Source organism: Acuticoccus sediminis (assembly GCF_003258595.1).
In the GTDB taxonomy this organism is placed as follows: domain Bacteria; phylum Pseudomonadota; class Alphaproteobacteria; order Rhizobiales; family Amorphaceae; genus Acuticoccus; species Acuticoccus sediminis.
The window spans coordinates 1,385,162-1,411,695 of the sequence record NZ_QHHQ01000001.1 but is presented as its reverse complement, the minus strand read 5'-3'; the positions used below and the strand labels follow the sequence as shown (position 1 = coordinate 1,411,695).

The window sequence follows — 26,534 nt, the reverse complement described above, 5'->3', positions numbered from 1 at the left end:
CGGCGCCGGCGCGCGCCCTCAGGGCAGCGCCGCGAGCGCCTCGACCTCGACCACGAACTCCTCGCGCGAGAAGCCGGAGACGATCATCAGCGTGGACGCCGGCGCGGGGTCGGCGACGAAGCGGTCGCGCGCGGCCATGTAACCGGGAAGGTGCTCCCGTCCGGTGACGTAGGCGTTGAGCCTGACGACGTCGCCGGGGCCTGCCCCCGCCTCGGCGAGGATCGCGGCGATGTTGGCGAAACACCGCTCGGCCTGTGCCTCCGCGCCCTGCGGCACGGTCTCGTCCGGCGCGATGCCGAGCTGGCCCGACAGGACGAGGAGGCGCATCCCCGCCGGCACCTCCACCGCGTGGGGATAGTTCGCGAACGGGCGTCGAATGGTGGCGGGTGTATGGCGCTTCATCGTCCACCTGATAGCATGGGGGCGGCGTCGATCCCATGCGTGTGATCGGAGCCCGAACGGCACGAACGTTGCACGCGGAGGTGGCCGATGCCCGGCCGGCGGGAGGGTCCTTTCCGCCGGACCCGCCAGCGGCGAAGAGGCACGGAGCCAAGGGAGCCACCGTCCGGCTCCGGGGAGAGAGACGATGACACGGACCATTCTGACGGTCGCGTTCCTGACGGTCGCGCTGCCCGCGGCAGCGCAGGACCTGACGCCTGTCACCTTCGGCACCAACTGGCTGCCCCAGGCCGAGCATGGCGGCTACTATCAGGCGCTCGCCGACGGCACCTACAAGGAATGCGGCCTCGACGTCACGATAGCCCCCGGCGGACCGCAGGTGAACAACCGCGCGTTGCTGCTCGCGGGCAAGATCCAGTTCCACATGGGCGGCAACCTCCTCGAGGTCTTCAACGCGGCCAACGAGGGGATACCGCTGAAGATCGTTGCGGCGCACTTCCAGAAGGAGCCGCAGGTGATCATGACCCACCCGGGCGAGGGCTTCGACACCTGGGAGAGCCTCACCGAGATCCCGACGCTCTTCATCGGCGAGCAGGGCTTCCAGTCGTACTTCCAGTGGATGATCGACGCGTACGGCTTCAGCGTCGAGCAGCGCAAACCCTACACGTTCAACCCCGCCCCCTTCCTCGCCGACAAGAAGTCCGGCCAGCAGGGCTACGTGACGTCCGAGCCGTTCGCGGTCGAGCAGGAAGGCGGGTTCGTGCCCACCATCTTCCTTATCGCCGACTACGGCTTCGACACCTACGCCACGACGGTCGAGGTCATGTCGAAGTTCATCGATGCCAGTCCCGAGGCGGTGCAGTGCTTCGTCGACGCGTCGGCGCTCGGCTGGACGAAGTACCTCTACGGTGACCCGTCCGCCGGCAACGCCATGATCCTGAAGGCCAACCCGGACATGACCCAGGCGCAGATCGATTTCTCGATCGAGAAGATGAAGGAGTACGGCATCGTCGATTCCGGCGAGGCGCTGGAGCAGGGCATCGGCGCCATGTCGGCCGAGCACATCCAGGGCTTCTACGACAAGATGGTCGCCGCCAACGTCTCGCCGGAGGGGATCGACATCTCCAAGACCTTCACGCTCGACTTCGTCAACAAGGGCGTCGGGCTCGACCTCAAGGCGGAGCTGACGAAGTAGTACCTTGGTTCAGTCCAACGGAGCAGTTTCCCGGGGGGGCGCGGCCGGGACCGTCCCCAACGGGTCCACCATCGTCTCCCTCTCGGGCGTCGGGAAGAAGTTCGAGAGCGGCACCGTCGCCCTCTCGGACGTCGACCTCTGCGTGGCGCGGGGCGAGTTCCTGAGCCTCCTCGGGCCGTCCGGCTGCGGCAAGTCGACGGTCCTGCGGCTCATCGCCGGGCTCGACAGGCCGACGACGGGTCGGATCGCCTGGGGCGGCGAGCGGCGCCCGCGTGACATCGGCTTCGTCTTCCAGGAGCCGACGCTGATGCCGTGGGCGCGCGTCTACGACAATGTCTGGCTGCCGCTGCGCCTCAAGGGCATGTCGGCCAGGGAGGCCGAGCCGCGCATCGTCGAGGCGCTGGAGAGCGTCGGCCTCCAGGACTTTCACCGGGCCTACCCGCGCGAGCTTTCGGGCGGCATGAAGATGCGCGTGTCGATCGCGCGGGCGCTCGCCACCGACCCGACCGTCCTGCTGATGGACGAGCCGTTCGCCGCGCTCGACGAGATCACCCGCTTCAAGCTGAACGACGACCTCCTGCGGCTCTGGAAGGAGCGCGGCTGGACGATCATCTTCGTCACGCACTCGGTCTTCGAATCCGTCTACCTCTCCACCCGGATCGCCGTCATGACCTCGCGGCCCGGCCGGATCGCCGAGGAGATCGCCATCGACGAGCCGTCGCCGAGGAGCCCGAACTTCCGCATGAGCGCGCACTACGCCGACTTCGCACGCGCCACCTCCGACGCCCTGTCGCGCGCGATGGGGGGCGCATGAGCGAGGACTATTCCGTCGCCCATATCCCCCGCGAGGGCGCACGCGGCCTCTGGTCGGCGCCGCGCCGCAAGGCGCTCGACCGGGCGCTGCGCACGATCCTGCCGATCCTCGTCATCTCCGGCCTCGTCTACCTCTGGGACTGGACGGTGAAGGCGAACGAGATCCCGCCCTACATCCTCCCCTCGCCCGGCCTCGTCCTCAAGACGCTGGTCGACGAGCGCGCCCTCCTCCTCCCGTCGCTCGCGACGACGCTCGCCGTGACCCTCGCGGCGCTGGCGCTGGCGGTGATCGGCGGCGTCTTCCTCGCGGTCGTCCTGACCCAGTCGCGGGTGATCGAATATTCGATCTTTCCGATCGCGGTGGTGGTGCAGGTGACGCCGATCGTGGCCGTGTTCCCGCTCATCAACATCTACATCGACAATCACCTCGCGAAGATCCTGCTGTGCGCGTGGATCATCGCCTTCTTCCCGATCCTGTCGAACACGACGCTCGGCCTCATGTCGGCGGACCGGAACCTGCGCGACCTCTACCGCCTCTACGGCGCCTCGCGGTGGCAGACCCTGCGCCACCTGCTGCTCCCCGCCGCCCTCCCCTATTTCCTCGGCGGGCTCAGGATCTCCGGCGGCCTCGCGCTGGTCGGCGCCGTCGTGGCGGAGTTCGTCGCCGGCACGTCCGGCTTCGGCTCCGGCCTCGCGACGCGCATCATCGAGGCGGGCTACCAGCTCAAGATCCCGCGCCTCTTTGCGGCGCTCGCATTGATCTCGGCCACCGGCGTCGCGATCTACGTGATCCTGAGCATCGTCTCGAACAGGATCCTGGGACGATGGCACGAGAGTGCGATGGAGGGGCGTCGGTGAGATTGGCGAACGCGGCGATCCCAGCCGCGTTTCAGGACGGTGACGGAGAGGACCTCGCCCTCTTCGACATCACGCTCGACGGCGCGCGCATTGCGTCGGTGGAGCCGGCGTCCGGCAGCCTGATCGGCGCGCGGGACTGTGCCGGCGGCATCGTCGTCCCGGCGTTCGTCGACATGCACACCCACCTCGACAAGGGCCACGTCTGGCCACGCACGCCCAACCCCGACGGCACCTTCGCCGGCGCCATGGCGGCGACAGGCCGCGACCGCGCCGCCTTCTGGAGCGCGGACGACGTGGCGGCGCGGATGGACTTCGCCCTGCGCGCCGCCTACGCCCACGGCACCGCCGCCATCCGCACGCACATCGATTCCATCGCGCCGCAGGACCGCATCTCCTGGCCCGTGTTCGCCGAGATGCGCGAACGATGGGCCGGGCGCATGACCCTCCAGGGCTGCAGCCTCAACCCCATCGACCTCCTGCCCGACGACCTCGGCCCGCACTTCGACCACGTGACCGAACACGGCGGCATCGTCGGCGCGGTGATGTACACGGTGTCGGGCCGCGAGGCGAAGCTGCGCGCCCTTCTGGAGGAGGCGGAGGCGCGCGGTCTCGACGTCGACCTCCACGTCGACGAGGCGCTCGACCCGACCCGCAACGACCTCGCGCTGATCGCGGCGGAGGCCACCCGGATCGGCTTCTCCGGCACGATCACCTGCGGCCACTGCTGCACCCTGATGACGATGGACGACGGCGAGGCGGACCGCACGCTCGACGCCGTCGCCGAGGCCGGGCTCGCCATCGTCTCCCTTCCGCTCTGCAACCTCTATCTCCAGGACCGCGTCGCGGGGCGCACGCCGCGCATCCGCGGCGGCACCCTGGTGCACGAGATGGCCGCTCGCGGCATCCCGGTCGCCGTCGCCTCGGACAATACGCGCGACCCGTTCTACGCCTACGGCGACCTCGACATGGCCGAGGTCTGGCGCGAGGCGACGCGGCTCCTCCACCTCGACCACCCCGTCGGCGAGTGGCCGCTCGCCTTCAGCGCGACCCCGGCGGCGATCATGGGCCTGCCGGACCGGGACAAGGTGGCTCCGGGCGCCGTCGCGGACCTCACGATCTTTCGAGCCAGACGTTGGACCGAGCTCTTTGCACGACCGCAGGTCGATCGTACCGTGATCAGGAACGGCGCCGTTTTGGACGCCCCTTTGCCCGATTATCGCGAATTGGATGACCGATGGACCTTGCCGCGCTGAAAATCGATATCGCGGAGGTCCCGACCGAAGAAAACCCGCAACTCGTCCTGCAGAAGAGCCGGGACTTCTACTGGTACTCCCCGGTCCTCAAGCGCCAGCTCGACAGCGTGAAGGCCGACATCGTCGCGCGCCCGCGCAACGAGGACGAGCTGCTCCTCGTGGTCGGCGCCTGCTTCAAGAACGAGGTGCCGCTGACGGTGCGCGGCTCGGGCACCGGGAACTACGGCCAGGCGATGCCGCTCGCCGGCGGCCTCGTCCTCGACCTTTGCAACATGAACCGCGTCATCGAGGTTAAGAACGGGACGGTGGTCGCCGAGCCGGGCGCGATCCTCGCGGACATCGACAAGGTCACCCGCCCGACCGGGCAGGAGCTGCGGATGTTCCCGTCGACCTACCACACCGCGTCGATCGGCGGGTTCATCGCCGGCGGGTCGGGCGGCGTCGGCTCGGTGCGCTGGGGCGGCCTGCGGGACGTCGGCAACATCGTGCGGGTGAAGATGGCGGCGATGGACGGCTCCATCCCCACCGTGCTCGACCTCTCCGGCCGCGACATCAACCGCGTCAGCCACGCCTACGGCACCACCGGGGTCATCACCGAGGTGGAGATGCCGCTGGCGCCCGCGGTCGAATGGGTCGACCTCATCACCGCCTTCCCGACGCTGGAGGCCGCGGTCCACCATGGCGAGGCGCTCGCCGCGGCGGACGGCCTCCTCCTCAAGAACGTCGCGGTGATGGACGCGGCGATCGCACCGTACCTGCGCCGCCACAAGCCCTACCTGCCGGACGGCGAGGCGTTCGTGGTGACGATCGCGGCCTCCTTCGCGGCCGGCGACGTCGCCGCGCTCGGCAAACGCGCCGGAGGGCGCGTCGTCCTGCGCACCGACACGCTGGAGGCGGAGGCGAGGAGCCGCCTGCCGCCGGCGTTCGAGCTCTCCTGGAACCACACGACGCTGCGCGCGCTGCGGATGGACCCGGACATCACCTATCTCCAGGTCCTCTACCCGCAGCCCGGGATCGCCGGGAAGGTGCTGAAGATGTCGGCCCTCCTGGGCGAGGAGGCACCCACGCACCTCGAGTTCGTGCGCTTCGACGGCGCGGTCGGCTGCTTCGGCCTCCCCCTGGTGCGGTTCACGACGGAGGAGCGGCTGGACGAGATCATCGCCCTCCACGAGGACAACGGCTGCCCGATCTTCAACCCCCACCGGTACACGCTGGAGGAAGGCGGAATGAAGCAGACCGACCCGCTCCAGCTCGGCTTCAAGCGCCGCTCCGACCCCAAGGGGCTCCTCAACCCCGGCAAGATGATCGCCTGGGACGACCCGGACTTCGACTACGGGCGGCCCTACCTCTTCCCGAGCCTCTCGGCCTGATGCGCGTCCTCGTCGTCGTCTGCCATCCCAACCCGGAGAGCTTCACGCAGCACCTCGCCGCTACCAGCATCGCCGCGCTCGGCCGCGCCGGCCACGAGGTCCGCGTGACCGACCTCTACGCGGAGGGGTTCGACCCGGTGATGGATCGCACCGAGCGGCTCGGCTACCACACGCCCGGCGACAACGAGGTCCCCGTCGCGCCGCACCTTGCGAACCTGCGCTGGTGCGAAGCGGTCGTCTTCCACTACCCGACCTGGTGGTTCGGGTTGCCGGCGATGCTGAAGGGCTGGCTCGACCGGGTCCTTGTCCCGCACGCGACCTTCGCCCTGCCGACGGCCACCGAGCCGATGCGCGGCACGCTGCAGCACATCCGCCGGCTCTCCGTGGTGACGACGGCGGGGGCGCCGTTCCTGTACTCCAAGCTCGTCGGCGAGCCGGGCCGGCGTACGCTGCTGCGCGGGATGAGGGCCCTCTGCCACCGGCGCTGCCGCACGGACTACGTGGCGCTTCACCGGATCGACAGTGCCAGCGACGCCGACCGCGCCGCCCTCGTCCGGCGCGTCGAGCGGCTGATCGCCGGCTTCTAGCTTCGCCGGGCCGCCGGGATCGCTCTGCAACCGCAAAGAGTTGCACGGATCCCCGCCGATTTCCGGCGGGCATGGCAACCTTGCAGGTCTGAAATTTGGCGCCAAAGTTCGTCGCCGCTCCCTTGAAGTTGCGTCTCAGGGGTCGTATGGCACCAGCGATGCACGACTGCCGCCCTCCGGCAGAGGCCGCGCGTCGAGAGGGCACCGATGCCGTTCGATCATTCCAAATCCGCAACGCATCGCCTCGCGCGCGCGGCGAAAGCCCAGCGTGCGCGTGCGGGCGCCCACCTGTCCTCGATCGGGCTCTACCCGGGCCAGGAAAACGTCCTGAAGGCCCTGGCCGACAGTGACGGCAAGACGATGTCCGCGCTCGCCGCCGAGCTCGGCGTCCAGCCGCCGACGGTCACGAAGATGGTCACGCGCCTCGCCGCCAACGGCTTCGTGCTGCGCCAGACGTCCGAGGTCGACGGCCGCCTCGCCCGCGTCTCTCTGACCGAGACCGGACGCGCCCTGATCGGCGACATCGACAAGATGTGGAAGCGGGTCGAGAAGGAGGCGCTCGCGGGATTCGACGACAAGGACCGCAAGCGGATCCGCAAGTTTTTGAAAAAGATGGAAAAGAACCTCCTCGCCGCCAACGGCATCGAGACGCCCGACGACATCGACGATCTGCTCGACGTCGAGGAGGCCGCCGAGTAGGTGCCTCTTCCTCCAGCAACGACCGAGGCCGGCGCCAACATCCGCGGTATCATCCTGATGGTCTACGCGGTGTCGATGTTCGCGTGCCTCGACACCACCGCCAAGTGGCTCGGCCAGACCATGGACGCCGCGCACATCGCGTGGCTGCGCTATACCGCGCACCTGATCCTCGCGGCGCTGTTCCTGCGCGTCTGGCGGGACTGGTCGCCGTTCAAGACCAAGCACCCCTTCATGCAGGCCCTGCGCGGGCTGACGCTGCTGGCCTCGACGTTCTTCAACTTCTGGGCGCTGCGGTATCTTCAGCTCGCCGAGACCAGCGCGATCATGTTCACCGCGCCGCTCGTGGTGACCGCGCTCGCGGGGCCGCTGCTCGGCGAGAAGGTCGGCATCCGGCGCTGGGCGGCGGTCGGCGTCGGCTTCATCGGCGTCCTCGTCGTGCTGCGCCCCGGAACGGGGGCGATGCACTGGGCGGCGATGCTGTCGATCTGCGGCATGATCAACTATTCGCTCTACGTCGTTTTGACGCGGCGGATGCATCGCACCGAGAATTCGGCGAGCCTCCTGATGCTGTCGGCCGTCGTCGGCGTCGTCGTGCTCCTCCCCGTGGGGCCGAGCGCGCTCGCCGCCCTCGACGGATGGCAGTGGGTCCTCGCCCTGATGATGGGTTTCTTCGGCGCGTCGGGGCATTTCGCCCTCACGGTCGCCCATCGCTTCACCAGCGCCTCGACGCTGGCGCCCTTCATCTACGCGCAGATCATGTGGATGATTCTGTTCGGCTGGGCGATCTTCCATCAAATTCCGGACGTCTGGACGTTCGTTGGAACGGCGATTATCGCTGGCGCGGGCCTATATGTGCTCCATCGCGAGCGGATCCGGGGCCAAGTCATCGCCCAGCGCGATCCGGCAGTACACTAGAACACGAATGCTTTACCGCAACGAAATGACCGAGTCCGATCGAACGGGTCTCGAAACCGAGATCAAATACGCCGTCTGGGGCGGGTTCGAATCCCCCGAGGAAGTCCGGGAGGAAATCCTCGAACTCGTCGACGACGCGCACGCGCTGTCCGCCGACGACCGCCGCTTCATCGAAGACGCCCTCGACGAGGCCTGGGGCCTGAAGCGAGGCGCCGAGAGCGACTGGCCGGCCATCACCGACGTCACCCGGCTGATGGCCGCATTCGACCAGCTCGAGAAGGACGGCATCCTCGCGCTGCACCGCGCCGGCTACACCCAGTCCGACGGGATGGCCGACGTCGCCGAGATCTACGACGAGATGGGCGGCCCGGACTCCGGGGTGAAGGGCTGGACCTTCTACCACGAGCAGGACGTCGCGGACGCGATCGAAACCGGCATACTCTGGCTTGCCTTCGGCGCGACCGACCCGGCCGCCGACCCGATGACCATCGCCGCCGCCGTCGCGAGCACGCTCGATGCGTACGGCTTCGCCGTCGAACGCCCCGCCGATCCGTCGCGCCGGATCAAGGTCGAGGGGATCGTCTGGCGCAATAGGAGCCCGCAGGACTAGAACCGGGCCGGAGAGGAAGGAAACAACATGCTGACGACGACCCCGGGCTTCGACCGGATCGGCGAGGAGAACGCTTTCGCGGTCCTCGCCAAGGCCAACGCCCTCGCCGCGCAGGGCCGCGACATCATCAACCTCGGCATCGGCCAGCCGGACTTCCCGACGCCCTCGCACATCGTCGAGGCGGCGGTGAAGGCGTTGCGGGACGGCCACCACGGCTACACGCCCGCCACCGGCATCCCGCAGCTGCGCGAGGCGATCGCCGCCGACATGACCATGCGCTCCGGCGTCGACACCAGCCCCGACGACATCCTCGTCGTGCCGGGCGGCAAGGTGACGATGTACCTCGCGATCATCCTGTTCGGCGAGCCGGGCGCGGAGATCCTCTATCCGGACCCGGGCTTCCCGATCTACCGCTCGATGATCGAGTACACCGGTGCGACGCCGATCCCGATCCCCATCAAGGAAGAGAACGGCTTCGCCTTCTCACCGGACGACGTCGCCGAGCGCATCACCGACAAGACGCGCCTCGTCATCATCAACTCGCCCGCCAACCCCACGGGAGGCGTGACGCCGCCGGATGACGTGAGGCGGCTCGTCGAGATCCTGAACCAGCACCCCAACGTGGCGGTGATGTCGGACGAGATCTACTCGCGCATGACGTACGACGGGCTGCCGCACGTCTCGCTGGCGTCCTTCCCGGAGCTGCGCGACCGGCTGATCCTGCTCGACGGCTTCTCCAAGACGTACGCGATGACCGGCTGGCGCCTCGGCTGGTCGCTGTGGCCAAAGCCGCTCTACGACAAGGTGCGCAAGCTTGCCGTCAACGCCTGGTCCTGCGTCAACGCGCCGACCCAGTACGCCGGCATCGCGGCGCTGACCGGCCCGCAGGACGACGTGACCCGCATGGTCGAGGCGTTCGACGACCGCCGCAAGGCCGTGGTCGCCGCGCTCAACGCCCTGCCCGGAGTCTCCTGCGCGACGCCGAAGGGCGCGTTCTACGCGTTCCCGAACATCAAGGAGACCGGGTGGAAGGCGAAGGCGCTGGCCGACGCGCTCCTCACCGAGACCGGCGTCGCGCTCATCGGCGGCCCCGACTTCGGCACCCTCGGCGAGGGCTACGTCCGTGTGTCCTACGCCGCCGCCAAGGACCGGATCCTGGAGGCGATGGGGCGCATGGGCGACTTCCTGGAAAAACGCGCTGCCGCTTAATTAATCAGATATTGACTCGCCATTAAGCGCGTCTGACGATCTCCCGAATCGGTTGCATGAGCGCAACCGACAAGAGCAAGGCCCGGCCGTGCAGAGCCGGGCCTCGGGAGAAAACGTCATGAGATCGATCCTGGCACTCGTCGGGGCCATCGCGCTCGCAGGCCCCGCGGCGGCGGACTACCGCGTCAAGGAGATCGGCAGCTTCCACGTCGGCGGCGAGGTGGTCGAGCTGTCCGGCCTCGACAAGCAGATGATCAGCTTCACCAAGGGGATGAAGCCGATCGAGGTCGACCCCAACGGCAACTTCAACGTCGGTCAGATGTACGTGCAGTACGTCAAGCTCGCCGAGCCTACGGGCCTTCCCGTCCTGATGTGGCACGGTGGCGGCCTCACCGGCGTCACGTGGGAGACCAAGCCGGACGGCGATCCCGGCTGGCAGCAGTTCTTCCTCGAGGCGGGCCACGACGTCTACGTCTCCGACGCCGTCGAGCGCGGGCGCTCCTCCTGGGCGCGCTATCCCGAGATCTACGACGGCCCGCCGCTCTTCCGCACCATGAAGGAGGGCTGGCACCTCTTCCGCATCGGCCCGCAGGACGGCTGGGACATCGACCCCGCGAAGCGCGTCGCGATGGACGGCACGCAGTTCCCGCTGGAGGCCTACAACCAGTTCACCAAGCAGTCCGTGCCGCGCTGGGTCTCCAACGACGTGCGCACCCAGGCGGCCTACAACGCGCTCGTCGAGAAGGTCTGCCCGTGCATCGTCGTCGTGCACAGCCAGGGCGGCAACTTCGGCTACAACGCCGCGCTCGCCAACCCGGACCTCGTCAAGGCGCTGGTCGCGATCGAGCCGTCCGGCGCGCCCAAGGCCGAGGAGGCGGACGCCTCCAGGGTGGCGAACGTGCCGCACCTGATGGTCTGGGGCGACTACATGGACATGAAGCCCTGGCCGACGTTCCAGGCGGCGAGCCGCGCCTGGGCCGATGCCATCGAGGGCGCGGGCGGCACCGTCACGTGGATGCCGCTGCCGGAGGAAGGCCTCACCGGCAACAGCCACATGCTGATGATGGACAAGAACTCCGACGCGGTGGCGGCCAAGATCGAGGAGTGGATCAAGGCGAACGTCACCAAGGACTGACGCACCGCCGCGCGTGCCGGGCCGCGTCCGCTGGGGCGCCCGGTCCGGCGGCGGCGTCCACGGTCAGGGTCGCGGGGCCGGTCCCGCCGCTCCCGCGGTCAGACGACCTGGCCCTCTGCCGGCTTCACCGCCAGGATCATGTAGTTGACGTCCGTGTCCTGGCCGAGACTCCACTCGTCGCGGATCGGGTTGAAGACCACGCCGACCGGCTGGCGCGGCGACAGGCCGTTGGCCTCAAGCGCGCGCTCCAGCTCCACCGGCCGCACCAGCTTGTGGAACTGGTGCGTGCCGCGCGGCAGCCAGCGCAGGACATATTCCGCCCCGACGATCGCAAGGGCGAAGGCCTTCGGCGTCCGGTTGATGGTCGCGAACACCGTGAGCCCCTCGGGCCGCACCATCGCGGCGCAGGCGGCGACGAACGCGTCGACGTCGGCGACGTGCTCGACGATCTCCATCGCGAGCACCGCATCGAAGGTCTCGCCGGCGGCGACCATGTCCTCGGCGGTGGTGTTGCGGTAGTCGACCGCGACGCCGCTCTGCCCGGCATGGATCCGGGCGACCTCGATGTTGGTCCGCGCCGCGTCGACGCCGACGACGTCGGCGCCCATCCGGGCGAGCGGCTCGGACAGCAGCCCGCCGCCGCAGCCGATGTCGGCGATCCTGAGCCCCGCCAGCGGCGCCTCCAGCTTGGGATCGCGGTCGAAATGCCGGCACAGCGTCTGCCGCAGGTAGGTCAGCCGCACCGGGTTGAACTTGTGCAGCGGCTTCATCTTGCCGTTCGGATTCCACCACTCGGCGGCGAGGCGATCGAACTTGTCGACTTCGGCGACATCGATGGTGGACATGGGCTAACCGTTGTTGTTCGTGGCTGACCCTGCTAGCTAGCGGCCTCCACTCAATACGCAACATCTGAAACCGCCCCCATGGCCCGCATCGTTATGAAATTCGGCGGCACGTCCGTCGCCGACCTCGACCGCATCCGCAACGTCGCACGTCACGTGGAGCGCGAGATTAAAGCGGGGAACGAGGTGGCCGTTGTCGTTTCGGCCATGGCGGGGGAGACGAACCGTCTCGTCGCCCTCTGCCGGGACGCCTCACCGCTGCACGATGCGCGCGAATACGACGCCATCGTCTCCTCCGGTGAGAACGTCACCTCGGGTCTCCTCGCGATCGTGCTCCAGTCGATGGGAATCGACGCGCGTTCCTGGCAGGGCTGGCAGATTAAAACCCGCACCGACGACGCCCACGGCGCCGCACGCGTCAACTCGATCGATGCCGACGTGCTGCGCGAGCGCCTTGCGCAGGGACAGGTGGCGGTAATCGCCGGCTTCCAGGGCATCTCGTCGATGAACCGCATCACCACTCTGGGACGCGGCGGCTCCGACACCACCGCCGTCGCGATGGCGGCCGCGCTGAAGGCGGACCGCTGTGATATCTATACGGACGTCGACGGCGTCTACACGACCGACCCGCGCATCGTGAAGTCGGCACGCCGGCTGCCGCGCGTGTCGCACGAGGAAATGCTGGAGATGGCCTCGCTGGGCGCGAAGGTCCTCCATGTGCGCTCGGTGGAGCTCGCGATGGTGCACGAAGTGCCCGTCCTCGTGTGCTCCTCCTTCGCCGACCCCGCCTTGCCGCCCGAAGGCACGCTGATCACCGCCGAGATGGACGATATGGAACAGGAAACCGTCACCTCCATCGCCTACGCCAAGGACGAGGCCCAGGTCACCTTGCGCGACGTTCCCGATTCCCCGGGCGTCGCCTACAAGGTGTTCGGGCCGCTCGCCGAGGCGGGCATCAACGTGGACATGATCGTCCAGAACATCTCGGACGACGGGTCCACGACCGACATCACCTTCACCATCCCCGAGGCCGACTACGAGCGGGCCCTGGCGACGCTCGAGGCGCAGCGCGACAAGCTGGGCTTCGGCAAGATCATCGGCGACCGCGACGTGGTGAAGGTGTCGGTGATCGGCATCGGCATGCGCAGCCACGCCGGCGTCGCCGCGACGGCGTTCAGGGCGCTGGCGGAGCGGTCGATCAATATCCGCGCGATCACCACGTCGGAGATCAAGATCTCGGTGCTGATCGATTCGGCCTATACCGAGCTCGCGGTCCGCACGCTCCACTCCGTCTACGGCCTCGACAAGGCCGCTGCCTGACCGGCGGCCCGTCCGGAGGCGCGCCGCGCGCCTCCGCCGGGACGGCCCGCCGCGCGTCTGCCGACCGCCTGGACGGCGGCAGACGACCATGGCGGAGCGCAGCCCCTCACGGTCGCTGCGAATTCAGTCTTGTGAAAATTTTTATTTTTTGACGTTGGGCGGAACCATTCTCCGCCGACCGCGTTTCCGGGACACGCATCTCCGGATTCTGGCTGCGCGATCAATGCGATGGTCCACCGGCTGGCCGATCGTGGCCACGTGCTGGTGAAAGACGTTGTTGCGCAATGTGACCGGCGGCCAGAGACCTACCTCTGATTGATCGGGCGATGCGTCGGGAGGCTCCCCATCATCCCCTCTCCCCTGCCGATCTGGCCCCGATGCACGGGCGAGACCGCCGTGCGCGAAATTTTTTCGTCTGGTGTACCCGGCGCCGGCCGAAAGTGCTCGCGGACCCTCCTCACGGGTGCGACAGTCGCTCTTGCCGCAGCCGGGGCGGGGGCGATGAATTCGACCCCCAACAGCCTGCATTCCTGCAAGAGCTCAGGGGAGGCATGGCATTCCATTCCTAACGATATTTGCGGCCGCCGACACGGTATTCGGATTGCATCGTGACACGCATGACCAATGCTCGACCGTCCGAAGCTAAACTCGCGCATTCGTTGCATCCTCTTCGATCCCGCCGCCATGGCGCGAGAAGGGCGACCGTCGCGGGAGGCGAACGCAACCATTGCTGGCGAAGGTCGCGGCGGATATGAAGTGCCCCGGGCCAATCAAATAGACAGCTTGGCCTCAGGAGAATATTCGAGGAACGCGACCTCCGGCACGAGCCGGACATGCCCGGTTGGCGCTGACAGACACGGGTGACGAAGGGAGGACCGATGCGCGACACGCTCGCCGGCCCGCGACAGCTCATCAAGCAATTGCACGCCGTGATGGCTGCGCCGATGGACGCGCAGGACCGTCTCGACCGGATCGTGCGCATCATCGCCGACAACATGGTCGCCGAGGTGTCGTCGCTCTACGTGCTGCGCGCCGACGGCGTGCTGGAACTCTACGCGACGCACGGCCTCAACGCCTCGGCGGTGCACCGCGCGGGACTGCGCGTCGGCGAGGGCCTCGTCGGCCGTGTCGCCAAGACCGCGCAGCCCCTCAACATCACCAATCCGCGCGCTCACCCCTCGTTCGCCTACCTGCCGGAGATCGGCGAGGACGACTTCAACACCTTCCTCGGCGTCCCGGTGCTGCGGGCCGGCCGCATGATCGGCGTGCTCACGGTCCAGAACCGCGCGCCCAAGCGCTACGACAACGAGGAAGTGGAGGCGCTGCAGACCACTGCGATGGTGATCGCCGAGATCGCCGGGACCGGCGATCTCGAGAAGATCCCGCAGCCGACCGCGGCGCTCGACATAAAGCGCCAGCTCCATGTGTCGGGCGTGGCGCTGTGTGAAGGCGTGGGCCTCGGCCGGGCGGTGCTGCACGAGCCGCGCGTCATCGTCACCCGCCTGCTGACGGACGACGTGGACTTCGAGCTGTCGCGCCTCGAGACCGCGCTCGACAAGATTCGCGGCAACCTCGTCGCCCACCTGTCGCGCGACGAGGTGCAGGCCGAGAGCGCGCCGCGCGACGTCCTCGAAGCGTTCCTGATGATCGCCGAGGATCGCGGCTGGGCCCGCAAGATGGCCGACGTCGTCCGCTCCGGCCTGACCGCCGAGGCCGCGGTCGAGCGCGTCCAGTCGGACAACCGCGCCCGCCTCATGCGCTCCACCGACCGCCTGGTGCGCGAACGGCTGCACGACCTCGACGACATCGCCAACCGCCTCCTCAGGGAGCTGATGGGCCGCTCCTCCACGTCGCTGGCGCAGGTGACGGGGGACGCGATCATCGTCGCCCGCACGATGGGCGCGGCCGAGCTGCTCGACTACGACCGCGCGCGCATCCGCGGCCTCATCATGGAAGAGGGCAGCCCGGCGAGCCACGTCACCCTGATAGCCCGCGCGCTCGGAATCCCGACGATCGGCCAGGCGTCCGGAGTCACCTCCATGGTGGAGTCCGGCGAGGCGATCATCGTCGACGCGGACGGCGGGGACGTCCACATCCGCCCCTCGGCGGACGTCGAGAACGTGTTCGCCGAGAAGGTGCGCTTCCGGGCGCGGCGCCAGGCCCAGTACCGGCGCCTCCGGAACCTCCCCGCCGTCACGCGCGACGGCGTCGAGGTCACGCTGTCGATGAACGCCGGCATGCTGGCGGACATGCCGCACCTTCGCGAGTCGGGAGCCGCCGGCGTCGGCCTCTTCCGCACCGAAGTCCTCTTCATGCTCTCGCCGACCCTGCCGCGCCCGCGCGAGCAGGAGCAGCTCTACCGCAAGATCTACGAGGAGGCCGAGGGCCGCCCCGTCTCCTTCCGCTCGCTCGACGTTGGTGGCGACAAGGTGCTGCCGTACCTGCGCACGATGGAGGAGGAGAACCCGGCCATGGGCTGGCGCGCGATCCGCCTCGGCCTCGACCGCCCGGGCCTCCTGCGCTCGCAGATCCGCGCGCTCCTCAAGGCCTCGGCCGGGCGCGAGCTGAAGCTCATGTTCCCGATGGTCACCACCGTGGACGAGTTCAACGCGAGCCGCGCCCTCGTCGACCGCGAGCGCCGCTTCCTGCACCAGCACGGCTACCAGCTGCCGGACACGCTGAAGCTCGGCGTGATGCTGGAGACCCCCTCCCTGCTCTTCGAGCTGGAGGAGCTGCTGGCGGTGGTCGACTTCGTCTCGGTCGGTACCAACGACCTCTACCAGTTCGCGATGGCGGCGGACCGCTCGAACGTGCGCGTCGCGGGGCGGTTCGACACCCTGTCGCAGTCGTTCGTGCGAATCCTGAAGCGGATCGCCGACGCCTGCCGCGAGGCGAACGTGCCGGTCACCGTGTGCGGCGATCTCGCCAGCCGGCCGCTGGAAGCGCTGTGCCTGATGGGCATCGGCTACACCGAGCTCTCGATGCCGCCGGCCGCCATCGGCCCTGTGAAAACCGCCATTCGCGCCACGGACTTGGGACGGTTGCGCGCACGCCTGTGGCCAAGACTTGAACCCGGACGCGGAAGCGACGACATTCGTCATCTGCTGTCGCGATTTGCGGACGCACACGACATTCCGGTCTAGGACCCAAACGAACTCATGGCGCTTCGGCAGCGGCTCGACGAAGTCGTCGACCGCTTTAACATCTTGGAACAACGCATGGCATCCGGCCCCGCGGCTGACGAGTTCGTCCGCCTGTCGCGGGAGTATGCCGAACTGGAACCCCTCGTCCGGTCCGTCTCCGCCCTCCGCGATGCGGAGAAGGAGCTCGCCGGCATCGACGAGATGCTGCGCTCGGGCGACGAGCTCGCGGAGCTGGCAGAGGCCGAGCGGCCGACGGTCCTGAGGCGCATCGAGTCGATTTCCGACGAGATCCGCGTCGCCCTCCTCCCCAAGGACGAGGCCGACAGCAAGAGCGCCATCCTCGAGGTGCGCGCCGGGACCGGCGGTCAGGAGGCCGCGCTCTTCGCCGGCGACCTCTTCCGCATGTACGAGCGGTTCGCGTCCGACAACGGCTGGCGGGTCGAGGTGATGAGCCTCTCGGAAGGCGACGCCGGCGGCTACAAGGAGATCATCGCCGCCGTGCGCGGCGACAGCGTCTTCGCCAGGCTGAAGTGGGAATCGGGCGTCCACCGCGTGCAGCGCGTCCCCGCGACCGAATCGGGGGGGCGCATCCACACCTCCGCCGCCACCGTCGCCGTGCTCCCGGAGGCCGAGGAGGTCGACATCGACATCCCCGCCAACGACATCCGCATCGACACGATGCGGGCGTCCGGCGCCGGCGGGCAGCACGTCAACACCACCGATTCGGCGGTGCGGATCACCCACCTGCCGACCGGGATCGTGGTCACGTCGTCGGAGAAGTCGCAGCACCAGAACCGCGCCCGGGCGATGGAGGTTCTGCGCGCCCGGCTCTACGACATGCATCGCCGCGAGGCGGCCGAATCGCGCGCCGCGGACCGCAGGACGCAGGTCGGGTCCGGCGACCGCTCCGAGCGCATCCGCACCTACAACTTCCCGCAGGGGCGCGTAACGGACCACCGGATCAACCTGACGCTGTACAAGCTCGATGAAATCCTGTCCGGCGCAGGTCTCGGCGAGGTGATCGACGCACTGGCGACCGATCACAATGCAAAACTGCTCGCTGAAGCCGATGCCTGACCGAGCGGAACCGATCTTCACCGGCGAGCCGGAACTCGGCAACCTCTACAATACGCTCCGGCGCGTCTTCCGCGAAGCGGAAATCTCGACCCCCGACCTCGACGCGCGCCTCCTCGTCACCGAAACCCTGGACGTGACGACGACTCAACTGATCGCCAATCCGCGCCTCACCATCGACGCGGACCAGATCGCCGAGCTGGAGCGCCGCGCGCGGGAGCGGCTCGCGGGTCGGTCCATCGGCCGCATCCTCGGCCGCCGGGCCTTCTGGTCGCTGGACCTTCGCGTCTCCGACGACACGCTGGAGCCGCGACCGGAGACCGAGACGGTCGTCGAGCTCGCGCTGACGGCGCTCTATCCGCCCGAGGCGCCGACGCTCATCGCCGACCTCGGTGTCGGCACCGGTGCGATTCTCCTCTCCATCCTGTCGGAGAGACTGGCCGCCTATGGGGTTGGCGTCGACATTTCCTACAAGGCGCTGATCGAGGCGCGGCGCAACGCCGAGCGGCACAACCTCGACGGCCGGTCATCGTTCGTGCAGGCGAACTTCGGGGCGGCGCTGGCGCAGACCTTCGACCTCGTGGTCTCGAACCCGCCGTACGTGACCACTGCCGACATCGCGACGCTGGAGCCGACGGTGCGTGATTTCGACCCACGGCTGGCACTCGACGGCGGTGTGGACGGGTTGAACGCATATCGCGCCGTTTTCGACCAGGTGCCGACGATGCTGCGGCCGGGCGGCACCCTCGTTGTGGAGATCGACCCGGCGGCCCGAGACGCCGTAATTTACGAGGCTGAGCGGCGAGGGCTTGAAGTCGTGGCCGTAGCGGACGATCTTAATGGTGATGCGAGGGCCGTGTCCCTCCGGCGCAGTATGGTTTGAGCGCCACAGTTGCGAAAACATCGCCCGGCATCATAATTAAGTATTGGAAAGGCAACGGTGACCCGCTAACGTGGCGCCGTCGGCCGAGCGGCAGCCGCATCCCCGGGCTTATGGCCCGTGACTGGAAAAGGCTCCGCATCGTGTGCCTGCCCCGTGAGCGGGGCGTCGTTATCACTGACGCCATCCTGGCGACGATCAGGTTACCGACCCCGGAGGGGGCGAACGGTCTCCGTCGTCGTTTGGGCGGATTAAGTGTGGTTCGCTGCTGAGGCGGCGTTCCGAACCGAACCGGATGAGGCTATTGGATCCCGCGATTTCGGGGTCCATGGCAACGCATTGGCAGCGTACTGCGCTGCCGGGGCGCTCGTGTCCGTGTTCATCCGTATGTTCCGGATCGAGAAGCGAGCTGATGAGACCAAACAACCCGAGCAAGCGTCTTCGTGGTCGCAGCCGGAGCAAGGGCGGCGGCAATCCGCTGTCACGCTCCTACGAGTCGAACGGCCCCGACGTGAAGATCCGGGGTTCGGCTTTGCAGGTGGCTGACAAGTACGCCCAGCTCGCGCGCGACGCCCAATCTTCGGGCGACCGCGTGATGGCTGAAAACTATTTCCAACACGCCGAACATTACTACCGGATCGTCGCGGCTGCCTACGAGCAGTCCGGTCAGCCGCAACCGCGCGACCGACGGGACGACGACCGCGGCGGCCGCGGCGGCGACCAGCCTTCCATCAACGGCTACGACGGGATGGAAGACGACGACGAAGGCATGCGCCGCGCGATTCGCGTCAACGGCAACCACGCCCACAACCGCGACGACGACCATGACGACGCCCCGTCCCACTCGCACCACCGCAACGGTAACGGCAACGGCAACGGGGCGAACGGCAGGCACGCCGCCCCGAGCGACGACGAGGACGACGACGGCCCGTCCACTACGGCCGATCCCGGCCGCGCGCCGCAACCGGTCGTGACGGCGTCTCCGGTAGAGATGGAAGCCGCCGGCGAGTACACTTCGGACGACGACTCGAGCGCCTCGGACAACGAGAGCTCCGACGCCGAGGGCGACGCCTCCGAGGCCAAGCCGAAGAAGGCCGCCAAGCCGAAGACTCCGCGTCGGCGCAGCAGCAGCACCACCACCACGACGCGCACCCGCACTCCGCGGACGCGCCGCAGCGAGGCCGCGTCGGACGCCGCCCCGCAACCGGCCGCCGAGACCGGCGAGCCGAACTGAGCCAAGCGCCGGAGCGGACGGGCGGTCCCGCCCCGCTCCGGCCCCCCTGCCCGGCCCAGAGCGGGACGCGCACCTGCGAACCGGGCCGGCAAGCGGCATGGCATGCCGCGGGCACGACGGCGCTCCCCGTTCGGATACCCCGGATGGCCGCGTCCCGGATGGCCGCAGTCATCCCGATAGCCGGCGCCAAACCAGCCGATCGCTACGACAGAGCCACTGTACGGTTTTCGCCGACTTGGCGGTGTGAGCCGCGCTCGATCGACGGCGCGTGACCGCGTGCCGGCTCGTTGCCGCGTGGCTGAGGCCACTCCCGCGTACGCCCATCCCGTCGAAACGGCGGCGGGGGCGGAACGGAATTCATCTGTGGTCGCAGCATCTTGACGGCGCGGGCCGTTCGGCGCGGCCGCAAGTCAGATCAGGCAGAGTTCCAGGAGATCGCGGCGCATGGCGGCGGGCATCGCCTCGTCCACGGCGGCGAGGGAGAAGTCCGCCGGCGCCTCGTCGGCGCGCAGGTACCGCCACCCCTGGAACGCACGGCACGGGCGCGGCCGCACGGCGACGACGTCCGGCTCCAGCAAGATATGGACCCGGCCGACGCCGGCGCCGTCGGTGAACGGCTCGATGCCGACGACCCGCTGGCGCGCCTGCACGCTGCCCTTGATGACCCAGTAGAGGCTTCCCTCGTCGAGCACCTCGTCGGCGCGCTTGGGCGCCATTCGCGTGGTGATTCGCATGGCCCCGGAGGGATCGGCACCACCACGCCGCTCCGCCGACTGCCGAAGCTCGTCGATGGAGGTCACGCCGACACAGAGCTTGAGAAGATGCACCGTCATGTCGTCTGGGTAGGCTCGACCGGCTGATCCGGCAAGATCGTGCACACCAGTGATGCCCACTGTCCACTGCATGTCACAGTGGATCTGTTAGGCTGGGACTGGGATGGTAGTGCTCTGTTCATACACCAAATAGGTATGCTAGCAGGCGCCACAGATCGATGAAGCGCTACGGCACGAGGTCGGAAATGGGCTCCGAGGACGAACCGGATGTGCGCAAGTTCCGCACGCTCTTCCTTTCCGACATCCATCTCGGAACGCGGGGTTGTCAGGCCGAGCTCTTGTTGGACTTCCTGCGTCACCACGATGCGGAAAAGATCTACCTCGTCGGCGACATCATCGACGGCTGGCGGCTGAAGAAGACCTGGTACTGGCCGCAGACGCACAACGACGTCGTCCAGAAGATCCTGCGCAAGGGCCGCAAGGGCGCGGACATCGTCTACCTGCCCGGAAACCATGACGAATTCCTGCGGGACTATGTCGGCACGCACTTCGGCGGCGTCGAGGTCGTCGACTCCGCAATCCACACCACGGCGGACGGGAAGAAACTTCTCATCATTCACGGCGACCAGTTCGACGTCGTCGTGCGTCATGCGAAGTGGCTGGCCCTCCTCGGCGACTGGGCCTACGTCACGACGCTCGCCACCAACACCTGGATCAACATCGTGCGCCGCAAGCTCGGCCTCACCTACTGGTCGCTGTCGGCCTGGGCGAAGCTGAAGGTGAAAAACGCCGTCTCCTTCATCGGCAAGTTCGAGGAGGCGCTGTCGACCGAGGCCAAGCGTCGCGGTGCCGACGGTGTCGTGTGCGGCCACATTCACCATGCGACGATGCACGACATGCACGGTACGCGCTATATCAACACCGGAGACTGGGTGGAGAGCTGCACCGCCGTGGCCGAGCACGAGGACGGCACCTTCGAGCTGATCCGCTGGACCCGTCTCGCCGAGCGGCAGCCGAGCCGACCCGACATCGCGGCAGCGTCGCGCTCGCAGGCCGCATGACATTTTTGGAGAACGGGCGATGACCAAGCTCGCCCTCGTGACGGATGCCTGGCATCCGCAGGTGAACGGCGTGGTCCGCACGCTCGACACCACCCGCCAGGAGCTCGAGAAGCTCGGCATCGAGGTGTACATGGTCACGCCGCAGGAGTACCGGACGGTCCCGATGCCGACCTATCCGGAAATCCGCCTCGCGGTGACGCCGCCGTGGCGCGTGTCCCGGGTGATCGACGACATCCAGCCGGACTACGTGCACATCGCCACCGAAGGCCCGCTCGGGATGATCGCGCGGCGGTGGTGCCGCAAGAACGACATCGGCTACACCACGAGCTACCACACGCGCTTTCCGGAGTACGTCCGGGCGCGTGCGCCGGTGCCGCTCTCCTGGTCCTACGCCTTCGTGCGCTCGTTCCACAACGCGGGCGTGTGCTGCATGGTGTCCAACACGACGCTGGAGCGCGAGCTCGCGGCGCGCGGCTTCCGCCGGCTGGTCCGCTGGGTGCGCGGCGTCGACACCGTCACCTTCAACCCGGACGTGCCGCCGGCGCTGCCGGACCTGCCGAAGCCGGTCTTCCTCTACGTCGGCCGCGTGTCGGTGGAGAAGAACATCGACGCCTTCCTCAAGCTCGACCTGCCGGGCACCAAGCTGGTGGTCGGCGACGGGCCGGCGCTGCCCGACCTCAAGGCGCGCTATCCCGAGGCGGTCTTCACCGGCAACCGGCTGGGCGAGGAGCTGACCGCGCACTACACTTCGGCCGACGTCTTCGTCTTCCCGAGCCTCACCGACACCTGGGGCCTCGTCCAGATGGAGGCGCTCGCCTGCGGCGTCCCGGTGGCCGCCTTCCCCACCATGGGGCCGCTCGACGTCATCGCCGATTCGCAGACGGGCGCCCTCAACTGGGACCTGCGGCAGGCCTGCCTCGACGCGCTGGACATCCCGCGCGACCGCTGCCGCGCCTACGCCGAGGAGTTCTCGTGGGAGTCGAGCGTCAAGCAGTTCTGGGAAAACCTCCAGAAGGCCAACGACCTGGCAATCGCCAACAGCAACTAACGGAGCGGTCCGCATGCCCATGTCCGATGCTCTCACCGACCATCTGAAGAGCCTCGACGGGTTCCACCTGCGCGACGCCTTCGCCAGCGACCCCGGCCGTGCGGGCCGCTTCTCCCTCGAGGAGGGGGACCTCCTCCTCGACTACTCGAAGAACATCGTCACCGCCGAGACGATGCGCCTCCTGATGGAGCGCGCCCGGGCCGCCGGTCTCGAGGCAATGCGCGACGCGATGTTCGCGGGCGAGCCCATCAACCTCACCGAGGGCCGCGCCGTCCTGCACGTGGCGCTGCGCGATCCCGGACCGTTTCAGGTCGCCGGCAAGGACGTCACCGGCGAGGTGAAGGAGGTCCTGGACCGCGTCGTCGCGTTCGCCGACGGGGTGCGCGGCGGGACCATAGCCGCCGCCGACGGCGCACCGTTCAGCGACGTCGTCAACATCGGCATCGGCGGATCGGACCTCGGCCCCCGCATGGCGGTGCGCGCCCTCTCCCCCTACCGGGAGGGCGGGCCGAAGGTGCATTTCGTCGCCAACGTCGACGGGGCGGACATCGCCGACACGCTCGCCGGCCTCAACCCGGCGCGCACGCTCTTCCTCATCGCCTCCAAGACGTTCACGACGCAGGAGACGATGACCAACGCGGCCACCGCGCGGCAGTGGATCGTCGACAACCTCGGCGAGGACGCCGTCGGCGCCCACTTCGCGGCGATCTCCACCGCCCTCGACAAGGTGGCCGAGTTCGGCATCGGCGAGGACCGCGTGTTCGGCTTCTGGGACTGGGTCGGCGGGCGATACTCGGTGTGGTCCGCCATCGGCCTCTCCGTCGCCATCGCGATCGGCGGCACCAACTTCCGCCAGTTCCTCGCCGGCGGCGCCGCGGCTGACGAGCACTTCCGCACCCGCCCGCTGGAGGAGAACATCCCCGTCGTCATGGGCCTCCTCGGCGACTGGTACCGCACCTACCTCGGCTACGGCGCCTACGCGATCCTGCCCTACGACCAGCGCCTCATCGAGTTCGCCGCGCACCTGCAGCAGGTGGACATGGAATCGAACGGCAAGCGCGTTCACCGCGACGGCTCGCCGGTGACGAGCCCCACCGGCCCGGTGATCTTCGGCGAGCCGGGCACCAACGGGCAGCACGCCTTCTACCAGCTCCTCCACCAGGGCACCGACGTCGTCCCGGTGGACATCCTCGTCGCCGCGCAGCCGCACGAGGCGCTGTCCGACCATCACGCCAAGCTCGTCGCCAACGCGCTGGCGCAGACGCAGGCCCTGATGCGCGGCCGCACCCTCGAGGAGGCGCGCGAGCAGCTCCTCGCCAAGGGGATGGACGCCGCCGAGGCGGACCGCCTCGCGCCGCACCGGGTGTTCCCCGGCAACCGCCCGTCCAACACCATCGCCTACAGGACACTGGACCCGTTCACGCTCGGGCGGCTCCTCGCCTTCTACGAGCACAAGGTCTTCGTGCAGGGCGTCCTGTGGGACATCAACTCGTTCGACCAGTGGGGCGTGGAGCTCGGCAAGGAGCTGGCCGGCGTACTGCTCCCGGCGGTCAAGGGCGAGACGAGCCCGGAGCTCGACGGCTCCACGGCCCGGCTCCTCGCCCACCTTCGCGCGGTCTGACGGCCGGACCGTCCGCGGCGGCAACGCACTGCAACAAAGAGTATATGCGTGGTGGCGCAATCGATTTGTCGAGGCTAGGGTCCGAACAAAACGAGGGCTGGGGCGGCACGGCATCGGCCGGTGGAACCCAGCACGCTCCGCCACCACGCTCGCACGGGGATAACGCATGAACGATATGACGATGGCGAAGTTCGGGATGGGTGCGTCCGCCCTGCGTGTGGAGGATCAGGCCCTCATCACGGGCCATGGCCGCTACACCGCCGACGTAACCCCGGAGGGGACGCTCTACGGCGTGGTCCTGCGCTCCCCCATCGCCGCCGGCACCTTCACGATCAACGACGTCGACGCCGCGAAGTCCGCCCCCGGCGTGCGCCTCGTCATGACCTACGCCGACCTCGCCGATACCATGGCCCCGCTGCCCTGCCGCGCGGCCTACAAGCAGGAAGACGGCACGCCGACCGCGGTCTACCCGCGCTACGTGCTCGCCAAGGACGAGGTGCGCCACATCGGCGACCCGGTCGCGCTCATCGTCGCCGACAGCGTCGCTGCCGCCAACGACGCGGCCGAGATGATCGACATCGAGTGGAACGCGACCGACAGCGTCACCGACGCCGCCGCGGCGCTCGAGGACGGCGCACCGTTGGTCTGGCCGGACCACGGCTCGAACCTCGCCTTCCGCTACGGCGTCGGCAACAGCGAGGGCACCGAGGAAGCCTTCGCCAGGGCCACCCGCTTCGCCAAGCTGGAGCTGCGCAACAACCGCCTCGTCACCAACTACATGGAGACGCGCGGCGCGCTCGGTGAGTTCGATCCGGCGACCGGCCGCTACACGCTCACCGCCGGCACCCAGGGCGGCCACGGCATGCGCGGCGTCCTCGCCGAGATCCTGAAGACGGACGAGGCCAACATCCGCGTCGTCACGCCGGACGTCGGCGGCGGCTTCGGCACGAAGATCTTCGTCTACCCCGAGTACCCGGCCGTGATGTATGCGGCGAAGCTCCTCGGCGGGACGCCGGTGAAGTGGATCTGCGGGCGCTCGGAAGCCTACATGTCCGACAGCCAGGGCCGCGACAACGTCACCACCGCCGAGATCGCGATGGACGACGACGGCAAGTTCCTCGCCCTGCGCGTCGACCTCAAGGCCAACATGGGCGGTTACCTGGCCCAGTTCGCGCCGCACATTCCGTTCGTCGGCTCCTCGATGGCGCCCGGCGTCTACGCCTTCCCGGTGATGTATGTCGCGGTGAAGGGCGTCTACACCCACACGGTGCCGACCGACGCCTACCGCGGCGCGGGCCGTCCGGAGGCCGCCTACACGGTGGAGCGTCTCGTCGACGAGGCGGCGCGCATCATGGGCCTCACCCCGGAGGAGATCCGCCGGCGCAACTTCATCAAGCCGGAGGAGATGCCCTTCAAGACCGCCGCGGGCCGCACCTACGACACCGGCGAGTTCGACGGACACATGTCCCGCGCGATGGAGGTCATCGACTGGGCCGGCTTCTCCGGCCGCAAGGCCGAGAGCGAGGCACGCGGCGCGATCCGCGGCATCGGCATGGCCACCTACATCGAGGCCTGTGCCTTCCCGGGTTCCGAGCGGGCCGAGATCGAGCTCGCCCCCGACGGCAAGATGACGCTCCTCATCGGCACACAGACCAACGGTCAGGGCCACGCGACGTCCTACACGCAGATCATCGCCGACCGTCTCGGCGTCGACCCGGCCGACATCACCGTCATCCAGGGCGACACCGACCGGGTGAAGACCGGCGGCGGCACGGGCGGCTCGCGCTCCATCCCGCTCGGCCTTCCCTCGGTGGACGTCGCGTCGGTGGAGATGTCGACCAAGCTGAAGGAACTCGCCTCCGACAGGCTCGAGGCTTCCGCCGACGACCTGGAGTTCGACGCCGGGTCCGTGCGCATCGTCGGCACCGACCGCTCGGTGACCTTCGCCGAGCTCGCCGCCTCGGCGGGCGGCCTCACCAGCGAGGGCCGCGTCCAGCAGGACGAGCCGACCTTCCCGAACGGCACGCACATCTGCGAGCTCGAGATCGACAAGGCGACGGGCAAGGTGACGCTGCTGCGGTACGTCATCGTCGACGACTTCGGCGCGACGGTGAACCCGATGCTGCTGCAGGGCCAGGTCCACGGCGGTATCGTTCAGGGCATCGGCCAGGCGCTCTACGAGCGGACGGTCTATGACGACGAGGGCCAGCTCCTCTCGGCCTCGCTGCTCGACTACTGCGTGCCGCGCGCCGACGACGTGCCGTTCTTCCACTTCGAGACGCGCAACGTGCCGTCCAAGCACAACGCGATGGGGATCAAGGGCGCGGGTGAAGCCGGTACCATCGGCGCCGCTCCGGCCGTGATGAACGCCGTCTGCAACGCGCTGTGGACGAACTGCGGCGTGCCGCACGTCGACATGCCGGCGACCCCGGACGTCCTGTGGCGCCTCATCTCCGAGGCCGAAACCAAGGCGGCGTAACCCGCCTCTCCCGCGC

General features: G+C 68.5%; 23 protein-coding genes. 20 read left to right on the top strand and 3 right to left on the bottom strand.

Going from position 1 to position 26,534, the window contains the following annotated elements; translation table 11 throughout:
• Positions 1 to 18 precede the first annotated feature (18 nt).
• On the bottom strand, positions 19 to 402 hold the full coding sequence (locus tag DLJ53_RS06105; protein ID WP_111343182.1) for a RidA family protein: 384 nt from the start codon (positions 400 to 402) through the stop codon (positions 19 to 21).
• Positions 403 to 586: 184 nt separating this feature from the next.
• On the opposite strand from DLJ53_RS06105, the gene DLJ53_RS06100 reads away from it, so the two are divergent.
• The 11 genes from DLJ53_RS06100 (at position 587) to DLJ53_RS06050 (ending at position 11,043) form a co-directional block, all read left to right on the top strand.
• Positions 587 to 1,594, top strand: a complete 1,008-nt coding sequence (locus tag DLJ53_RS06100; protein WP_111343180.1) for an ABC transporter substrate-binding protein — start codon at positions 587 to 589, stop codon at positions 1,592 to 1,594.
• Positions 1,595 to 1,598: 4 nt separating this feature from the next.
• Complete coding sequence (locus tag DLJ53_RS06095; RefSeq protein ID WP_111343178.1) at positions 1,599 to 2,408, top strand: ABC transporter ATP-binding protein; 810 nt, start codon at positions 1,599 to 1,601, stop codon at positions 2,406 to 2,408.
• Positions 2,405 to 3,265: an ABC transporter permease gene (locus DLJ53_RS06090; RefSeq protein ID WP_111343176.1), complete on the top strand. Its 861-nt coding sequence runs from the start codon at positions 2,405 to 2,407 to the stop codon at positions 3,263 to 3,265. The genes DLJ53_RS06095 and DLJ53_RS06090 overlap by 4 nt, the downstream gene beginning before the upstream one ends.
• On the top strand, positions 3,262 to 4,518 hold the full coding sequence (locus DLJ53_RS06085) for a cytosine deaminase (RefSeq protein WP_244935011.1): 1,257 nt from the start codon (positions 3,262 to 3,264) through the stop codon (positions 4,516 to 4,518). Before DLJ53_RS06090 ends, DLJ53_RS06085 begins: the two co-directional genes overlap by 4 nt.
• A complete protein-coding gene (locus DLJ53_RS06080; protein WP_111343172.1) occupies positions 4,500 to 5,888 on the top strand; it encodes an FAD-binding oxidoreductase in 1,389 nt (462 codons plus the stop codon). Before DLJ53_RS06085 ends, DLJ53_RS06080 begins: the two co-directional genes overlap by 19 nt.
• Positions 5,888 to 6,475 carry an NAD(P)H-dependent oxidoreductase gene (locus DLJ53_RS06075; protein ID WP_111343171.1) on the top strand — a complete coding sequence of 196 codons (588 nt, stop codon included), beginning with the start codon at positions 5,888 to 5,890 and terminating at the stop codon, positions 6,473 to 6,475. The genes DLJ53_RS06080 and DLJ53_RS06075 overlap by 1 nt, the downstream gene beginning before the upstream one ends.
• 207 nt (positions 6,476 to 6,682) lie before the next feature.
• A complete protein-coding gene (locus tag DLJ53_RS06070) occupies positions 6,683 to 7,174 on the top strand; it encodes a MarR family winged helix-turn-helix transcriptional regulator (RefSeq protein WP_111343169.1) in 492 nt (163 codons plus the stop codon).
• Positions 7,175 to 8,089, top strand: a complete 915-nt coding sequence (locus DLJ53_RS06065) for a DMT family transporter (protein ID WP_111343167.1) — start codon at positions 7,175 to 7,177, stop codon at positions 8,087 to 8,089.
• Positions 8,090 to 8,114: 25 nt separating this feature from the next.
• A complete protein-coding gene (locus tag DLJ53_RS06060; RefSeq protein ID WP_146619906.1) occupies positions 8,115 to 8,699 on the top strand; it encodes a DUF6891 domain-containing protein in 585 nt (194 codons plus the stop codon).
• Positions 8,700 to 8,726: 27 nt separating this feature from the next.
• Positions 8,727 to 9,908: a pyridoxal phosphate-dependent aminotransferase gene (locus tag DLJ53_RS06055; protein ID WP_111343164.1), complete on the top strand. Its 1,182-nt coding sequence runs from the start codon at positions 8,727 to 8,729 to the stop codon at positions 9,906 to 9,908.
• Between the two features lie 118 nt (positions 9,909 to 10,026).
• Positions 10,027 to 11,043, top strand: a complete 1,017-nt coding sequence (locus tag DLJ53_RS06050) for an alpha/beta hydrolase (protein ID WP_111343162.1) — start codon at positions 10,027 to 10,029, stop codon at positions 11,041 to 11,043.
• Between the two features lie 98 nt (positions 11,044 to 11,141).
• Here DLJ53_RS06050 and ubiG read toward each other — a convergent pair whose 3' ends face one another.
• Complete coding sequence (gene ubiG, locus DLJ53_RS06045) at positions 11,142 to 11,888, bottom strand: bifunctional 2-polyprenyl-6-hydroxyphenol methylase/3-demethylubiquinol 3-O-methyltransferase UbiG (RefSeq protein ID WP_111343160.1); 747 nt, start codon at positions 11,886 to 11,888, stop codon at positions 11,142 to 11,144.
• 78 nt (positions 11,889 to 11,966) lie between these two features.
• Between ubiG and DLJ53_RS06040 the strand changes: the two genes are divergently transcribed.
• The 5 genes from DLJ53_RS06040 (at position 11,967) to DLJ53_RS06020 (ending at position 19,536) form a co-directional block, all read left to right on the top strand.
• Positions 11,967 to 13,205 carry an aspartate kinase gene (locus DLJ53_RS06040; protein ID WP_111343159.1) on the top strand — a complete coding sequence of 413 codons (1,239 nt, stop codon included), beginning with the start codon at positions 11,967 to 11,969 and terminating at the stop codon, positions 13,203 to 13,205.
• Positions 13,206 to 14,083: 878 nt separating this feature from the next.
• Complete coding sequence (gene ptsP, locus DLJ53_RS06035; protein WP_111343157.1) at positions 14,084 to 16,348, top strand: phosphoenolpyruvate--protein phosphotransferase; 2,265 nt, start codon at positions 14,084 to 14,086, stop codon at positions 16,346 to 16,348.
• Positions 16,349 to 16,363: 15 nt separating this feature from the next.
• On the top strand, positions 16,364 to 17,425 hold the full coding sequence (gene prfA, locus DLJ53_RS06030; protein WP_111343155.1) for a peptide chain release factor 1: 1,062 nt from the start codon (positions 16,364 to 16,366) through the stop codon (positions 17,423 to 17,425).
• The gene (gene prmC, locus DLJ53_RS06025; protein ID WP_162408937.1) at positions 17,418 to 18,305 is read left to right on the top strand and encodes a peptide chain release factor N(5)-glutamine methyltransferase; all 888 of its coding nucleotides are present in this window, start codon (positions 17,418 to 17,420) and stop codon (positions 18,303 to 18,305) included. The genes prfA and prmC overlap by 8 nt, the downstream gene beginning before the upstream one ends.
• A 409-nt stretch (positions 18,306 to 18,714) precedes the next feature.
• Complete coding sequence (locus DLJ53_RS06020) at positions 18,715 to 19,536, top strand: DUF4167 domain-containing protein (RefSeq protein ID WP_111343152.1); 822 nt, start codon at positions 18,715 to 18,717, stop codon at positions 19,534 to 19,536.
• Positions 19,537 to 19,946: 410 nt separating this feature from the next.
• On the opposite strand, the gene DLJ53_RS06015 is transcribed toward DLJ53_RS06020, so the two are convergent.
• Positions 19,947 to 20,369, bottom strand: a complete 423-nt coding sequence (locus DLJ53_RS06015; RefSeq protein WP_111343150.1) for a DUF1489 family protein — start codon at positions 20,367 to 20,369, stop codon at positions 19,947 to 19,949.
• Between the two features lie 185 nt (positions 20,370 to 20,554).
• Between DLJ53_RS06015 and DLJ53_RS06010 the strand changes: the two genes are divergently transcribed.
• The 4 genes from DLJ53_RS06010 (at position 20,555) to DLJ53_RS05995 (ending at position 26,518) form a co-directional block, all read left to right on the top strand.
• Positions 20,555 to 21,370, top strand: coding sequence for a UDP-2,3-diacylglucosamine diphosphatase (locus tag DLJ53_RS06010; protein WP_111343148.1), 816 nt, complete (start codon positions 20,555 to 20,557; stop codon positions 21,368 to 21,370).
• A 19-nt stretch (positions 21,371 to 21,389) separates the two neighbouring features.
• Entirely contained in the window at positions 21,390 to 22,418 is a 1,029-nt protein-coding gene (locus DLJ53_RS06005) for a glycosyltransferase family 4 protein (protein WP_111343147.1), read from the top strand.
• A 13-nt stretch (positions 22,419 to 22,431) separates the two neighbouring features.
• Complete coding sequence (gene pgi / locus DLJ53_RS06000) at positions 22,432 to 24,039, top strand: glucose-6-phosphate isomerase (RefSeq protein ID WP_111343145.1); 1,608 nt, start codon at positions 22,432 to 22,434, stop codon at positions 24,037 to 24,039.
• A gap of 166 nt (positions 24,040 to 24,205) precedes the next feature.
• Complete coding sequence (locus tag DLJ53_RS05995) at positions 24,206 to 26,518, top strand: xanthine dehydrogenase family protein molybdopterin-binding subunit (protein WP_111343144.1); 2,313 nt, start codon at positions 24,206 to 24,208, stop codon at positions 26,516 to 26,518.
• Positions 26,519 to 26,534: the final 16 nt, after the last annotated feature.